Source organism: Sorangium sp. So ce448 (genome assembly GCF_051520915.1).
GTDB classification, from domain to species: domain Bacteria; phylum Myxococcota_A; class Polyangia; order Polyangiales; family Polyangiaceae; genus Sorangium; species Sorangium cellulosum_B.
In genome coordinates this window covers 10643119-10658497 of sequence record NZ_CP150343.1, presented here as the reverse complement: position 1 = coordinate 10658497, position 15379 = coordinate 10643119, and the positions used below count along the sequence as shown (strand labels likewise).

The 15379-nt window shown below is 68.0% G+C and carries 13 protein-coding genes; 6 read left to right on the top strand and 7 right to left on the bottom strand.

Annotation, left to right across the window (positions count from 1 at the left end):
* Window positions 1–75 precede the first annotated feature (75 nt).
* From WMF45_RS40175 to WMF45_RS40165, 3 genes are all read right to left on the bottom strand, one after another.
* Window positions 76–498, bottom strand: a complete 423-nt coding sequence (locus WMF45_RS40175) for an ATP-binding cassette domain-containing protein (protein WP_437711323.1) — start codon at window positions 496–498, stop codon at window positions 76–78.
* Window positions 492–950, bottom strand: coding sequence for a hypothetical protein (locus WMF45_RS40170; RefSeq protein WP_437711321.1), 459 nt, complete (start codon window positions 948–950; stop codon window positions 492–494). Before WMF45_RS40170 ends, WMF45_RS40175 begins: the two co-directional genes overlap by 7 nt.
* A gap of 97 nt (window positions 951–1047) precedes the next feature.
* Window positions 1048–1179, bottom strand: a complete 132-nt coding sequence (locus WMF45_RS40165; protein ID WP_437711319.1) for a hypothetical protein — start codon at window positions 1177–1179, stop codon at window positions 1048–1050.
* Window positions 1180–1683: 504 nt separating this feature from the next.
* Here WMF45_RS40165 and WMF45_RS40160 point away from each other — a divergent pair.
* Entirely contained in the window at window positions 1684–2565 is an 882-nt protein-coding gene (locus tag WMF45_RS40160; RefSeq protein WP_437711317.1) for a class I SAM-dependent methyltransferase, read from the top strand.
* 114 nt (window positions 2566–2679) lie between these two features.
* On the top strand, window positions 2680–2829 hold the full coding sequence (locus WMF45_RS40155) for a hypothetical protein (protein ID WP_437711315.1): 150 nt from the start codon (window positions 2680–2682) through the stop codon (window positions 2827–2829).
* Window positions 2830–3040: 211 nt separating this feature from the next.
* Here WMF45_RS40155 and WMF45_RS40150 read toward each other — a convergent pair whose 3' ends face one another.
* Both WMF45_RS40150 and WMF45_RS40145 read right to left on the bottom strand, forming a co-directional pair.
* On the bottom strand, window positions 3041–3787 hold the full coding sequence (locus WMF45_RS40150) for a class I SAM-dependent methyltransferase (RefSeq protein ID WP_437711313.1): 747 nt from the start codon (window positions 3785–3787) through the stop codon (window positions 3041–3043).
* 57 nt (window positions 3788–3844) lie between these two features.
* The gene (locus WMF45_RS40145; protein ID WP_437711311.1) at window positions 3845–5353 is read right to left on the bottom strand and encodes a glycosyltransferase family 4 protein; all 1509 of its coding nucleotides are present in this window, start codon (window positions 5351–5353) and stop codon (window positions 3845–3847) included.
* A 614-nt stretch (window positions 5354–5967) separates the two neighbouring features.
* On the opposite strand from WMF45_RS40145, the gene WMF45_RS40140 reads away from it, so the two are divergent.
* The 4 genes from WMF45_RS40140 (at window position 5968) to WMF45_RS40125 (ending at window position 10042) form a co-directional block, all read left to right on the top strand.
* Window positions 5968–6198 carry a hypothetical protein gene (locus WMF45_RS40140; RefSeq protein WP_437711309.1) on the top strand — a complete coding sequence of 77 codons (231 nt, stop codon included), beginning with the start codon at window positions 5968–5970 and terminating at the stop codon, window positions 6196–6198.
* Between the two features lie 341 nt (window positions 6199–6539).
* Complete coding sequence (locus WMF45_RS40135; RefSeq protein WP_437711307.1) at window positions 6540–7898, top strand: glycosyltransferase family 4 protein; 1359 nt, start codon at window positions 6540–6542, stop codon at window positions 7896–7898.
* Entirely contained in the window at window positions 7895–8911 is a 1017-nt protein-coding gene (locus WMF45_RS40130) for an NAD-dependent epimerase/dehydratase family protein (RefSeq protein ID WP_437711305.1), read from the top strand. The genes WMF45_RS40135 and WMF45_RS40130 overlap by 4 nt, the downstream gene beginning before the upstream one ends.
* Before the next feature lie 9 nt (window positions 8912–8920).
* A complete protein-coding gene (locus tag WMF45_RS40125) occupies window positions 8921–10042 on the top strand; it encodes a glycosyltransferase family 4 protein (protein ID WP_437711303.1) in 1122 nt (373 codons plus the stop codon).
* A 40-nt stretch (window positions 10043–10082) separates the two neighbouring features.
* Here WMF45_RS40125 and WMF45_RS40120 read toward each other — a convergent pair whose 3' ends face one another.
* On the bottom strand, window positions 10083–11633 hold the full coding sequence (locus WMF45_RS40120; RefSeq protein WP_437711301.1) for a hypothetical protein: 1551 nt from the start codon (window positions 11631–11633) through the stop codon (window positions 10083–10085).
* A 12-nt stretch (window positions 11634–11645) separates the two neighbouring features.
* The gene (locus WMF45_RS40115) at window positions 11646–13934 is read right to left on the bottom strand and encodes a GumC family protein (protein ID WP_437711298.1); all 2289 of its coding nucleotides are present in this window, start codon (window positions 13932–13934) and stop codon (window positions 11646–11648) included.
* Window positions 13935–15379 lie beyond the last annotated feature (1445 nt).

Here is a 15379-nt window from a genome sequence, read left to right as displayed (position 1 = left end):
ACGCATGGTTCCTCCATTTTCCCAAAGGCTTCGTTGCTGCACCGGACCGCAGCATTCACCATGGCGCGCGGGATGTCACGGGTGGGCGATGACGACGAGGGGCCGCGCCCGCCCGCGCACAGACCGGAGCGCTCGTTCTAGCGTCTCTGGGTCGAGCGCCGCGAAGCTCTCGTCGAGCAGCACGATCTCGGCGCCCTGCAGGAGCGCGCGGGCGATGTAGAGCCGGCTCCGCTCGCCGTGCGAGAGCTGCCAGCCCGTCTCGCCCACCACCTGATCGAGCCCCGACGGCATCCTCGCGAGCAGATCGCCGAGACCGAGCTCGTGGCAGAGCGCCTCGGCCTCCTCGAGATCGCCGGGCCGCGGCGGCCAGCGCCGGCCCATCAGGAGATTGTAGGCGAACGTCCCGGCGAGGACGTGATTCTCGTGAAACTGCGGCGCCGCCGCGACGAGGCGGCGCCACGCGGGCACGCGCAGCCCCGAGAGGACAGCGCTCAGCATCGACTTCCTGCCGCTCGACGCCCCTCGAGCAGGATGCGCTCGCCCGCCGTGATCCGGAGCGAGAGGTCGCTCACCGTGGGCCTCGCCCGGCCGGCCGCGAGCCCCTGCAGGGCGCGGCTCGCGAGCAGGACGCCCCCGAGCGCGACGGCGTACGTGGCCGGGGATCCGCCGCCGGACAGGAACGGCGGCAAGAGGCCCACGATGCCCGCCATGAGCCATCCGCGCGGCACGATCGCGGCGAGCTCGACCTGGCTGTGGTCGAGCTCGCGCGACCGGAGCTGGTATTGCGAGAGCGCCTCGTCCTCTCCGCGATGAACGCGCCCGGGGACCTCCTGGGCGAGGCGGGTGCGGTGGCCAACCAGCCGCTCGATGAGGTCGTGGGTCATCGCGAGCCGCGCCGCCGTCCAGCGCTCGCGGCGCCGGTAGAAGCGGAGGCAGAGCGCGAAGACCACCGCTGCCCAGACGAGCAGGAGGAGCGCATGAAGCGCGCCCGCCGCGCCCTGCGCGACGCACCTGCGGCTGCGCCCGCGCCCGCCCGCGCCCCCCGTCTCAGAGAACTTGTCGCCCGAGCTCCGCCCAGATCGACTCGAGCATCTGCTGCGCCGTGAGCGTGCGCACGGTGCGCATGGCCCGGTCGGTGCGGCCTACCGCCGCGCCCACTTGCGCCGCGGTCAGGCCCATCTCCGCATGCAGGAGGAAAGTCGTCGGTGAACGCTCCGATGGGCTCGGGGGCGCTTGGTGCTAGCACGAGAGAAAGCTAGCACCACTGCGCCGCGCAGCTCCGTAAGCGATCGAAATGACTGGGGTTTTAGAGTCCGTGATACGATAAGAACTTTAGCGATTCCAAGCGGTTGCGGGAGAATGTGATTCGGCAGTGCTATGAAGCCCGAGACGAGAAGCGAATAAAAAGTCGGAAATGTCGCGCCCTGGCAAAGCGACCCGCCTCGGCGTGACGCCTGGACGACCCAGCCGGCGAAGTCGTGCCTCATCACGACGGGGGCCAGGATCTCGCGGAGTCGATCCCGCCCTCCAGGGGGTAATGTAGGTCGCTGCCGCAGCGTCCGCAGCGCACGACCTTGCTCGTCAGCATGGCCTTGCGCGGCTGTCGAGGCTCGATCTCGCCGAGCCGGACGTGGCGCGCGGCCGGCGCGGGCCCGAAACGCCGCGCGTTTTTGCCCTGGATCGATGTGGGAAATCGTGGTTTCCTTCCGCCAGGCACCCGTCGATGCCGGCGGCCTGCCTAGCGAGGACGCGATGAACGACGTGGCGATGTCGGCCGGAGACAAGGCAGGACGAGCGCATTGGAATCAAATATGGTCGAACCGGTCGCTTCCGGAGCCGGTGAATCCGCGCGCGCCTGGGCTCAGGCAATACGTGCTCCAGGCTTTTCATCGTGAGTTCGTTCGCGCGTTCGAGGGCATGGCTACGAGGGGAAAACACCTGCTGGAGGTCGGTTGCGGTCGCTCCGCCTGGCTCCCTTACTTCGCCCGCGAGTTTGGGTTTCATATCACGGGGATCGATTACACCGAGATTGGCTGCAAGCAGGAGCGGGACATCCTCGCGCGCGCCGGCATCCCGGGAGAGATCGTGTGCGCCGACCTGTTCGACCCGCCGGAGCGCTTGCTGGGCGCCTTCGACGTGGTCGTATCGCTCGGCGTGGTCGAGCACTTCGAGGACACAGCGGCATGCCTTCGCGCATGCGCGCGCTACCTGCGCCCAGGCGGACGCATGGTCACGGAGATTCCCAACATGTGCGGGCTCGTCGGGTGGGTGGCCAAGGTGACCAACAGGCCGAACTACGACGTGCATGTCCCGCTCAACCGTGAGGCGTTGACCCAGGCCCACCGCGACGCAGGGCTCAATGTCCTGTGGAGCGAGTACATCCTTCCGCTCGACGTCAGCCTCTTCGGGGTGGGCGGCATCGGGTCGCGCTGGCTCCGTCTGCCGGCGTTGGGAGCGGCCTCTGCGGCGGCTGGCATGGTCTGGGCGCTCGACGCGCACGGCTTGGCGTTCCGCCCGAACCCTGTCACATCCCCCTATATCTTCTGCGCTGCCGAGAGGACCTGATGCCGAGGTCCCTCGGGGGAGCTCTCGCGTCGGCAGGCTGCGCGGGTCCGTCGAATCGACCGCCGAAGGATTCTACGAGCAACGCCAGGGCAAGTTCGTCGAAGCCAAAATGACGTGTACATCCGGGCCGGGAGCGTCGTCATCGGTGACATCACGGTTGGCGACAACGTGATCATCGGAGCCAACAGCGTCGTGAACAAGGATGTTCCATCGAACACGGTGGTTGCGGGCAACCCGTTCAGGATCATCGCGTCTGGACGCTGAAGTACGACGAGCTATGAGCCGGGCGGCGCGCGGGGATCTGAACGCGCGGTCCTGGCGCCTCGCAGCTCCGGTCCCCACGGGCGGCGACGGGTATGTGGCGCCAGGCGCGAGCTGATGGCCGCCGCGCGCGGCCCGGACCATCGCGCGAGCCGCCGCCGTGCCCTGCCCGCGCTCGCTGGCCGGGCCGCGCGCGGCGCGCGCCAGGCCGCGCCTACTCGCGGACGAGGCAGCCAGTGAGCGTGATGCGGAACGGGGCGAGCGACTCGACCTTCTCGAGCAAGACGTGAAGCGCGATCACCGCCTGGTGCAGCACGGGGAACAGCACGGTGTACGTCGGGTGATCCACCCCGGTGTGGAGCTTCTCCACACGAAAGCCCGTCGCCCTCGCGATGCGCTCCACGGCCCACAGCGTGTTCATGCGGAAATAGGTCGGGTACGCCAGGATATCGCTGCGGCCCTTCGTCGCGCGCAGCAGCCCCAGGTAATACGTGTGGAACCAGTACGGCGTCAGATGGGTCGCCAGCCCCGTGTAGGAGAGCAGGTTCGGCGCGGTAAACAAGAACCGGCCGCCCGGACGTAGCAGGCGGTGCGCCTCGTGCAGCACGGCCTCCGGATTCGCCAGATGCTCGAGCAGATGATCCGCGGCGATCACCTCCACGCAGCCGTCTGGCAACGGAATGGACTCGCCGAACGCGCAGATGCGGTGCGGAGATGGGTTGCGGGCGAGCGCTCGCTCGTCCGGATCGACGGCATAGATCGTCTTGCCGTCCAGCGGCACCGTCGCCACCTTGCCGAACCAGAGCGGCCCGCAGCCAAGATGAATGATATCCTTCGCTGGCGTTACCGCCTCATCCACCATGCCCTGGTAGACTTTCCAGTAATGCTCGCGATCTGTGAAGCGGTAAAATAGTTCGTTCGTCTTGAGGTTGAATTCGACGATCCTGCGGGCAATCTCCACGATGTCTCCTCGGTCACGTTGCGCAGCGCCAGCAAGTCTGCTGCGCGGCGAAGGCCCTCACACAACCGACAGGTGCTCTTGCGCGCGCGGCTTCAGCGGGCGCGCATGCGGCCCGCGCAGCAGGCGCTCGGCGGCGTCTGCGACGAGCTGCAGCAGCATGTCCGCCTGCGGGTGGACCGTGCCATCCTCACTGTCCCAGCGGAAGCGAAGCTCGACGAGCTCACCGGTCAGGTCGATCAGGAACGTCGCGACGACTGCCTCGCGGAGTTGCTGCGGGGTGGCCGTGTCCTGCGTCCAGCGCCACGGTTTCACGCGCGCGCTCCCGTTGGCGCCGGTGGAGCTTGCCTCGACCGACATGAGCTGCGCCTCCACCGCCAGGCGCTCGAGCACCCCGCGGAGCTTCTCCGTTCCGCTCGTCGTCTCCAGCTCGACCAGCACCCTCGGCACGGCGTGGCGCAGCGCCTCCACGGTGGCGTCGCGCTGGTACTGCGCGTCGCGCGCTCGTGCGCCGAATATGGGCATGGAGCCCGCCGCGCGCACCACGATGAAGAGCACCGCGCTGCTCCCCACGAGCGCGAGGCCGATCTCGTGCGAGCGGCCGACGTAGGCCACGAGCGAGACCACGGTGAACAGGAGGCTCAACCCATACAGGATGAGCACCGCGCCGCGGTGCGAGTGGCCCTTGTCGAGCAGCTTGTGATGGATGTGCGAGCGGTCCGCCGAGAAGATCGACCGCCGGGCTAGAAATCGCCGCACCATCGCCGAGATCATGTCGAAGATCGGCAGGCCCAGGGCGAGCAGGGGCACCAGGATCGCGAGCGCGGTCCCGCCCTTGGTCGTGCCCACGCCGACGAGCGGGATCGCCGCGAGCATGAAGCCGAGGAACATGCTCCCGGTGTCGCCCATGAAGATGGTCGCGGGGTGGAAGTTGTGGAACAGGAACCCGACGATCGCGCCCGCGAGCGTCGCGGCGAGCAGGCAGATGACCAGGTTCCCCGGGTACCCGCCGAGGTATGCGATGATGAAGTTGGCGACGCAAGCGAAGAAGCCCACGCCTGCCGCGAGCCCGTCGAGCCCGTCGATCAGGTTGACCGCGTTGATGATCCCGACAAACCACGGAATCGTCACCAGGAATGAATAAGGATGGAAGGACACATGCCCGAAGTACGGTAGCGTCACGCTCTCGACGCGGAGCCCGAAGCCCCACGCGGCCGAAGCGGCGAGGATCTGCACAAGCAGCTTGTGCTGCGCTCGCATCCCCTTGATGTCATCCCAGGCGCCAGCCGCCGCGATCGTCAGCCCGCCAGCCAGCAAGCCCACCACCAGCGAGCGCTGGGAGAACCACATGACCGCGATCTGCGTCTGCAGCGCCACGAGAATGAAGAGCGGCAATATGAAGCCGGCCACGATCGCGAGCCCACCGAGGCGCGGTATGCTGCGCGTGTGCACGCGCCTCGCGGTCGGCTTGTCCACCGCCCCGACGACGAAGGCCAGCCTGCGCACCAGCGGCGTTGCCGCCCAGGAGAGGATCAGCGCAAGGATGACTGCGGTGAGCGTGCTTACCATCGCTCATCCTCTCTGTGAGCTTCGCACCTTGACGGTGCGGCGCCGCGCGCCGATTTCGTAGCTCGTTGTCATGGATGACAATCCTTCGTCGGTGCGCTCCGCCCCTATAGCGGGGTGCAGGTTCGTGTGATACGGGCTCAGCCGCTAGGCAGGCGAGTGAGGCGTACGAAAGTACGCCGTAGCGAGCCGAACGACACGGATGAGCCCGTATCACACGAAGACGCGCCCCGCTATAGTACACCAAGTCAGTACAGTGGGACCAGCCGGCGGGAGGATTGGCAAAAGCAGTGCGTCCGAGCGTCGAAAATCCCCAGCGCCCGGGCCGATGGCCCATGATACTACGGACGCGATTTGGAAGTCAAGGTCCTCCTATGCGCTGACAGCCAGCAAAGCAAAAGCCTCTACCGCGGAGCGGGTGTTGCCACCCTGGCTCCGACGTATGGTGCGTCGGGGCGAGAGATTCGTTGGCTCGGCCTCGGGCGTGCTTTCTCCTCTCTATGTCCATGATGTTGACGACGCGCCGATTCGCGCATCGTCGAGATGCCTCGTAGCGCAGCACTCCGGTGCAGGCCACCGTGGCGGTGGACGTACTTCGGCATCGGAGGCGCCGCGCCGTGAATGCACTGCTGGGGCACAAGCTTTGCAGCGCAGAAACGATCATTTTGCAGCGCAGAAACGATCCTGCTGTCAAGTCGAAACTGAGGCTCGGTGACGTCGTGCCCGCTGCTGATCTTCGCTCAGATTCTGCATTCTGTGCCCTGTCGGCGAACCCATCTGTAATCATCGCGGAGCGCGGCCGGCTGTTTGGCGCTCCGAGCGCCGCCGGGCCGCCAGAGATCTCCTGAAGGACTCGCCCGCCCCCCTTGTTGGGAGGTTACCTCACAGCGCGGATCTGCGCACGCCGTTGAGGACGATCGTCGATCCATCCTTGCGTCGCATCTCGAACGGATGGTAAAGGACGCTCCTTGCTGAGATGCCAAGCCCTACTGCGGTCGAGCTTAATTTTTCTAGTGAGGCTGGAAGCTTCGCAGGGGTGAGCATTTCCCTATGCGAGGAGCTGCGCGCCCCCGCGGAAGGCCCGAAGTCCTTGATACTTCAGGCTCCTGCGGGCTTGGGGCTCGGCGAATGAACGCTCGCGCGCGTTTCGGATGAATGCCAGCGCGCGCCGACGCACCAGAGGGTCACGGTGAGAATCCTGCTGCTATCCCAGTGGTATGCCCCCGAGCCGGTGGCTCGCCCCCACCTGCTCGCGGAAGCGCTGGTGGAGCGCGGACATGAGGTGGCATCGATCTGTGCGTTCCCGAGCTACCCTCAGGGTCGTATCTATCCCGGGTACCGGCAGCGCCTCTGGGACGTGGAGCGCGCGGGCGGCGTGAAGGTGATCCGCCTCCCCATCTATCCCGACCACAGCCGTTCGCGGGTGTTGCGGACCCTCAACTACGCGAGCTTCGCTGCATCGACCGCGCTGCTCGGCCCGGTGCTCTCCGGGCCGGCGGACGTCGCCTGGGTCCACAATCCCCCGCCCAGCCTCGGGCTGGCGGCCGCCTGGCTCACCGCGCTGCGTGGGATCCCCATGATCTACGAGGTCCAGGACATCTGGCCGGAGACGGCGGCGGCCTCGGGCATGCTGAACAACCGCCTCGTGCTCTCCGGCATCGATCGCCTGACCTCAGCCATCTACGACCGGTCTGCGGCCATCACGGTCATCAGCCCGGGCCTCAAGCGGGAGCTCGTGCGCAAAGGCGTCTCTCCCGACAAGGTGCACCTGATCCCGAACTGGGCAGACGATCGGATCTACCGACCTATGGAGCCCGATCCGCGGCTCGCGGAGGAGCACGGGCTGTCGGGAAAGTTCGTGGTTCTGTTCGCGGGCAACATGGGTGCCGCCCAGGGCCTCTCCTGCGTTCTTGCCGCGGCCGACCTTCTGCGCGATCTCGCTGACATACGCATCGTGTTCGTGGGGGAGGGAGTCGACGCGCCCCGGCTCCGGCGCGAGGCCGCGGATCGCGCGCTCCCGAACGTCGTTTTCATCGGTCAGCAGCCGCACGAGCGCATGCCTTACTTCTTCGCGATGGCCGACGTGCTCCTCGCACATCTGCGGAGGGATCCATGCTTCGAAATGACGATCCCCTCCAAGATTCCGGCCTACATGGCTGCGGGGCGGCCAGTGCTGGTCGGAGCGGGCGGAGATCCGGCGGACCTGGTCCGGGACAGCGGGGCGGGTCTCGCGTGCGAGCCCGGGGATCCGCTGGCGCTCGCGGCGGCCATACGTCAGCTACACGGTATGGCTCCAGAGGCCCGGCGCGCCATGGGCGAGACCGGGCGCAGGTTTTTTCTCACCTGGTTCACCCGCGATTCGCTGATAACCCGGTACGAGGAAGTCTTCGCGCGCGGCGCGATGACGGCGAGCGCGACAGGCCAGCGCCACGCGAGCGGAGAAGTGGACGCAAGTCGAAAGCAGGTTTCGGTACGCGAAGGGACAGTTGCGAGGGGCCCATGTGCGTGCGATTCCCCTCCGCGCACCGCAGAAGGAGTCATCTCATGAGCGAAGGTACAGAGAGGCAGGAGACCATCAGGCAGGGTTACAAGGACCGCCTGGTGATCGTCACCGGGGGCGCGGGTGCCATCGGGAGCACGCTCACGGCGGCCCTCGCCGACGAAGGCGCAGAGGTGATCGTCGTCGACGACCTCTCCTCCGCGTACCGGTGGTGCCTGCCGCAGCGGAGCAATGTGCGCTTCGTGGAGGGGAGCGTCGTCAACGACGACGTGCTCGCGGAGGTGTTCCGGGAGAAGCCCTCCTACGTCTTCCATCTCGCCGCGCTTTTCGCGAACCAGAACTCGGTGGACAACCCGGAGCGGGATCTCGAGGTGAATGGCCTCGGGACGCTGCGCGTGCTGCAGCACGCGGAGCGGAGCAGGGTCGACCGCGTGGTCTTCTGCTCCTCCGGTTGCGCGGCGTACGGCAGCGACCCGCCTAGGCCGGTCCCCGAGGATTATGTCTCGCTTGACGTGCACACGCCGTATCAGGCCACCAAGCTGATGGGCGAGCTCTACTGCAACTACTTCACCGGCCACAAGAAGCTCAGCACCGTGCGAGCCCGCCTCTTCAACTCCTACGGCCCGGGCGAGCTGCCGGGCAGCTACCGTAATGTCATCCCCAACTTCATCTACTGGGCGATGCGCGGCGAGCCGCTCCCGATCACCGGCACGGGAGAAGAGACGCGCTCCTTCACCTATGTGGGCGACATCGTCGACGGGCTGCTCCGGTCGGGCGTGGTGCCTGCAGCCTCCGGCGAGGCGTTCAACCTGGCGTCCAGCCGGGAGACCCGCATCATCGACCTCGCGCAGAACATCAATGAGATGGTCGGCAGCCGCGCTGGCGTGCGCGTCGTCGGGCGCCGCTCGTGGGACACGCAGCGCCGTCGCCAGGCGTCGACCGAGAAGGCCGCGCGCGTCCTCGGCTTCGAGGCGCGGACGAACCTGCACGATGGTCTCGCGGCCAACGTGGCATGGTTCCGCGCCAACTGGGCGCGGATCGTCTCGGATGCGCGATTCTGAGGCGCACCGGTGCGCGTAGCGCTCTGGGGACCGATTCCACCGCCGGATGGCGGAATCGCGCGATGGATGCAGAATTATCTCGCTGCGGCGCCAGACGCAGGCATCGAGGCCGACGCCGTCGACACCTCACCCCGAAGCTCGGGCATCGAGACGACGAGCCGGTTCAGATTCGCGCGCGTGCTCCGTGCGGCCGATGCCCTGGGCGAGCTCCGCCAGCTCCTCGCGCGGCGCCGGCCGGACGTCGTCCACCTGTGCACCACCCTGTTCTGGGCGACGGCCCGCGACGGCATCGCGCTCGAGATGTGCCGTCGCGCGGGCGTGCCGACCGTGCTCCACATCCGGCTTTCTCCGCAGATCATCCGCTGGCATCGCGCCTTGCCCTGGCCCACCCGGCAGGCCGTGCGCGCCGTGCTCGGCCGCGCGGCGGCCATCCTCACGCTCTCGAAGGAGCTGCAGGCCTACATGCAGGACCTGCTCCCGGGGCGCCGGGTGGTCCGCGTCCCGAACCCCGTCGACACGGAGCGCTACTGCCCCGCACCGATGCCGCGCGCGGAAGGCGCCGCGCCGCCGCGGGTGCTCTTCGCGGGCCTGGTCACGTCGCAGAAGGGCGTCCTCGAGCTCGCGCGCGCGCTGCTGGCCGTCGAGGGCCTGACGCTCACGATCGCAGGGAAGCGCGGCTACGGGTCTGACGCGGATCACGAGAGGCAGCTTGATCGAGCGCTCGGGGAGCTCACGCGGCAGGGGCGCCTGGAGCTGCTCGGCGAACAGCCGGCGGACGCGATGCCCGCGGTGTACCGCGGCACAGATATTTTCTGCCTCCCGAGCCACGGCGAGGGGTTGCCGAACGCGCTGCTCGAGGCCATGGCGAGCGGGCTGCCGTGCGTCGTCACGCCGGTCGGCGCCGTGCCCGAGGTCATCGAAGGCGACGAGGGGCGTGTCGCCATTGCGGTGCCGCCGGGCAACGAGGCGGCGCTGCGGGATGCGTTGCTCTCGCTGCGTGATGACCCGTCGCTGCGGAGGCGCCTCGGCGAGGCTGCGCGCGTGCACGCCGTGCGCCGCTACGCGACCAGGAAGGTGATGGCGGAGTACGCGGCGCTCTATGCACAGCTGGTCTCTGCTGCTGGGTCCTGACCACGCTGCCGTCCCACGTCGTAAGCCCCATCGGTTCTGGCTATCGGTTCTGCGCTGGCGGCTGACTGAGCCGTAAGACGCGCGGGCTCCGCGCCGGTCTGTGGCTCCACGGGCGCATGGCGGCAAGCGCCCGGCGGGAGTACCTGGCGCACGTCGTGAGCACGACGCCCGCGAGCATCGCGAGCCCTATCGAGAGCGCGATCTTGAGCAGCGAGGTGAGCTCGCCCCGGAACTGGTTGTATGCAAACGAGGCGAGGCACACCGCGGAGGCACGGATGAACAGCGTCGTGTTGCGCGAGGCCGACAAGGTGAGCGGCAGCATGAAGAAGAGCCCGCTGAACACCGCGATCTCGACGGCGGTGCCGACGAGGCCGGAATTCAAGAACCCTTCCGCGGTAGCGTTCATCGCGAAGCCGCCGCCGCGGCGCGCGAACTCGGGATCCATCCATATCGCGTAGCGCTGCGCCAGGCTGAGCGGCCGCCCGTCCCAGAGCGGCTTGGGTATTAGGATGAGGAACGCGTTGACCCAGCTCTCACCAGCGTAGGTGATGAGAGGAGGCCTGTCGTTCACGATCGTGACGAGGTTGCTGTAGACGATTTGGAGCTCCCGGATCTCGAAGGGGCTGTTGATGCTATCGAGGTACGCGGTCGCCGACTCGAGCTGTGCGGCGATCCCGCTGCCCGTCGAAATCCGGGCGCCTTCCATGAAGAGGCCATAGAAGACGACGCCCACCATGCCGAGGATCAGCCAAAGGCGTCGAATTTGAATGCCCAAGACGTGCAGGCTGAGCGCTATGCAGAGCAGAGCCCAGACGAGGGGGCCTCGTCGGCCGATGACCGTATTGAGGAGGAAGCTCGCGAAGAACGACAGGCCGGCGAGGGTGACCATCGTCGGGACGGGCACGCCGGCCTTGCGGGCCGACGCGATCCGCAGGCAGCAGTACACCATAGCGAGCCGGACCAGGTGCCAGCCCGCGGTCAGCACCCCCTTGCCGTCCTCCAGGAGGTGGTTGTCGGCATAGCTGATCGTGAAGAAACGCTCGACGCCGATCGAGGCGATCCAAACGGCGATGAGCCCGAGCCCGAGCACGCCGACAGCGATCGTCCCCCAGTCCTCGTCCAGCATCGCCCTGGGCCTGCGCATGGGGACCAGGCGCTCCGTGTTGGGGCTCTCCTGGACACGGCTGAGCGCGGTGCACGCGAGGGCGCACCCGACTGCGCCGGCGTAGGCCGCCTCCATCGCCGCCACCGCGCGGCTCGGCAGGTAGAACCCGCGGGACGTCAACAGGTCCAGGATGGGTGAATAAGCGACGCTGAGGAAGTATGTGGCCGGAACGTACGTCTCGGGATCCAGCGGATGGAAACGAGGGCCGCCGGCGCGGGCGAGCGACGGGGCGAGCAGCAGCGCGAGCAGGCCGATCGTCCACCCGCGCCCATCTCCCAGCGCGCCCTCGAGGATCGGACCGGTGGTCGCCAGCGTCGCGACGAGGATCGTCGCGGCGAGCCGCCCGAGGGGTGCGCGCGTCCTCGTGGGCGCCGCGACGCGGATGCGCCGGGCACCGCTCGCACGGGGGAACCTGATGGGGACCAACGGCGGTGCTCCTCAGTTCGGCAGGGGAGGCGGTGGGGCATCCGCGTCGTCGGGTGGCGCGTGCTCGGCGGTCGCCCGGTAGTGGCCGTCCTTCTTGTCGCCGTAGTAGCGGTATGTGCCATATTCCCGGCGGTTCAGGTCGGCGGCGTTCAGCACGACGCCCACGGTCTTGCCGCCGACGTCGAGCACCGCCCGGATCCCGTGGCGCGCGAAGTCGCGCGTCGTGGCCGAGGCCCGCACGACGAGAAGGGTGCCGTCCACCAGCGTCGACAGCACGGCGCCGTCGGTGACGGCGCCGATGGGCGGGCTGTCGATGATCACCCGGTCGAAGCGACCCTGAAGCTTGCGGAGCAGCGCCCTGAAGCGATCGCTGTGCAGGAGCTCCGCTGGGTTCGGCGGAATGGGGCCGGCGGGGATGACATACAGGTTCTCCACCTCGGTCCTGAGCGCGCTCTCGTCGTCCACCACGGAGTCGTCGAGCAGCGCGCTCGTCACGCCGAGCTCCGGTCCCTTGTCGAAGATGGTGTGGAGGCGCGGCCTGCGAAGGTCGCAATCGATGAGGGCGACCCGCTGCCCGGCCTGCGCCATGGCGATGGCGATGCAGCAGCACACCGTTGTTTTGCCCTCGGCGGGGCCGGCGCTCGCGATAAGGAGCGTCTTGTAGGGTTGGTCAGGCGACATGAAGAGCAGGTTCGTCCGGATCGCCCGGGCCGCCTCGGCGATCCCGCTCTTCGGCTGATCGTGGACGATGAACTCGGGCCGGCCCAGCTGGACCGCGAGCTTGCCCCGGCGGCGCGCCCGGCGGGGGAGGGCTTCGCCTCTGTCCCGCCGGTCGAACTCCGGGAGCAGGCCCAGGAAGGGCAGGCCGAGCTCCCGCTCGACCTCGTCTGGCGTCGTCAGGGTGCGATCGAGCATCGCCCGCGCCATCGCCGCACCGATCCCGAGGAGCAGCCCGGCGAGGATCCCGATCGCGATGTTGACCGGGACGCGGGGCCGGATCGCCATGAGCGGGAGGTTCGGCCTGTCGAGGACGCGGATGTTGTTCACCCGCATCATCCGCTGCAGATCGCTCTCCTTCGTGCGCTCCAGGACGAGCTGGTAGAGCTTCTCCGTGTTCTCCTTCGTCCTGCGGAGCCGGTCGTACTCGATCTTGAGGGAGTTCAGCTCGAAGGCCTGCTTCTTGGCGCCATCGAGCAGCCCCGCGAGGCCTGTCTCCTGGCGCTTCACGATGGCGAGATCGCTGCTCACGGCGCCCTGAACATTCTTGATCTCGGCGATCAGCGCGCTCTTGTTGGCGGCCACCCGCTCGGTCGCAGCGCGTACCTCCGGGTGGTTCTCGCCCTTGCCGGAGCCGACGAGCGCGTCGCGTTCACGGACGAACTCCTCATGGCGAGCGCGCAGCATCTGGAGAAGCGGGCTCTGGATGAGCTCGGAGGCGGGGAGATCGAGCGGGTTGTTCGGGTCGACCTGCGACAGCTCGTGGGTGCGCGCGGCGAACTCCTCGCGCCGCGTGCGCACGGTCGTGAGGGCGTCGTTGATCTGCTTCATCTCCTCGCGAAGCAGGTTGGTCTTGTCCTCGAAATCGATGTCGAGGATGTTGTTGCTCTTCTTGTACTCATGGAGCGACGTCTCGCTCGTCTCGAGATCGTTCTTCAGCTTGTCGAGCTGCGTCCGGAGCCAGTCGACCGCCGAGTTCGTCGAGGTGAGCGCGTCATCGAGGTTCTGCTCGATGTAGACGTCCATCAGCATGGAAAGGATCCGCTGCGCCCGCTCGCGATCTGCGTCGTTGTAGCGGACGATGGCGAGGCGGCTGTCTTTCACCGGCTCGACCGCGAGCCGCTCGCGGACCAGCTCGGCGGCCTCCTCCGGGCTCACGCTCATCGGCGCGGGGGCGGCGGCGTCCCTCGGCAGATCATTGAGGAAGTGCGCGTCGTTCTGAAGATTGAGCTGGGCGACGACTGCCAGCGCCACCCGCATCGACCGCATGACCTTGTACTGGGTCTCGTAGTACTCGCGGTTGTTCCAGTACGAGCCCGAGCCCATGTCGACGACGGTATCGACGCCCCGGCCGAGCGGGCGGGGGGGGTTCGGATCGAACTGCAATGTCGCCGTCGACTGGTAGATCTTCTTCTGTCCGAGCGTGTAGAACGTGACGCTGAGGGCGACGAAGAGCAGGGTCGTCAGTGCGACGGCCCAGTGCTTGCTGACCGTCCGCCAGGCGGCGACGAGGTCGATGGTGTGCTCGCCTGGAGCATCGTGGTGGGCCGCGGTCGTGGGAGGGGCTCTGAATTCGTCAGCCATAAGTCATGCGCTCGAGGCGCTACCATCCAGCTAGGGGTCCGGCGGAGGGCTAAGGTGCTCCCCGAGCCACAAACTTTCAAGCTTGCGCGCGGAATGAGGGGCCGATGTGGCGTGGTGTGCGCGGGCTGGATGATGGCTTACAATGATGACCCTGGCGCGGCCGGGTGCAGCCGGGTGTGCGCGGTGCTACCTCCGTGGTGATCGCGTACAATGCCGCCGCGCGGCTGGCAGCGGCGCGCGTCGGGAAGAACCGCATGGAACGATTCTCCTTGTTGATGCGCCGCGCGGTGGCGAGCGCCGTTTGCTCCGCGCTCCTGCTCGACGGCGCCTTCGCCGCCGGCGACTGGGCTTCTGCCCGTCACGATCCGCAGCGCACGGGCGCCACGTCGTCCACGAGCAATATCGTGAAGCCGGCGCCCTATTGGCGGGCATACCTCGGCGGCGTGCTCTCGACGGGCAAGGTGCTTGCTGGCGACGCGAACCAGGACGGCGAGGTCGACCTGCTCTTCGTGTCTAGCGGCCGCGTGGTGCTGTCCGATCCGCAGGGCTTCATCCGCTGGAGCACTCCCTCCATGGGCTTTCAAACGCTGCACGCCCTCGATGATCTCGACGGCGACGGATCGCTCGAAGCGGTCGTGCTGAGCGGCGCCGGGGCGGCGGTCGTCGCCGGCGAAAGCGGGGCCATCCTCTGGCGCGAGGACGCCTCGGAGCTCGGGACGCTCGGGGCCGCACGCCTGGCCGATCTCGACGGCGACGGCCACCTCGATCTCTTCCTCGACGAGTGCGGCTGCTGCTCCGTTCGCACGGACAGCCCCGGCGTGATCTACAGCTTCGCGCGCGGGTTCGATGCCGTTGACCGGTTGTCCGCTCCTCCGCGGCGCTCGCACTGCAGCGCCACGGCCAACACGGTGGGCGACTGGGATGGCGACGGGACATCGGACCTCCTGGTCCCCTCTCATGATCGGTTCTTCTTCGTCTCGGGAACGGGGACCGTGTTCGCAGAGTCGGCGAGCATCGGCGCGTACCTCGGCGGCTCGGCCTGCGAGGCCGTGACCCTGGGCGACCCGTCCACGCCGCGGCAGCACGCGCTCTGCTTTCAGAACCGCGTCGTCGGCCAGCAGGGCGCGCGCGAGGTCACGCTGCTCGCGTACAGACCGGGCGAGAGCCCCTCGCTCGCCGTCGTGTGGCGCAAGACCCTCGCGCCGAAGGACGGCGGCGACGCCCGCGCTCCGACGCAGCTCGCGTGGGATCTCGACGGTGATGGCGCGCTCGAGGTGCTGGTGAGCGGCAGCGCGGGGGGCTCGTGGACCTCCATCGTGCTCGACGCAGCCACGGGCGACGAGCTCGCCGCCATCCCCGACGAGATGGCGCGAGGCGCGATCCCGGGAGGCTCCGGCTCCGAGCAGTGGATCCTCACGTCGCGCGAGGCGCGCGTGTCCGCCTTC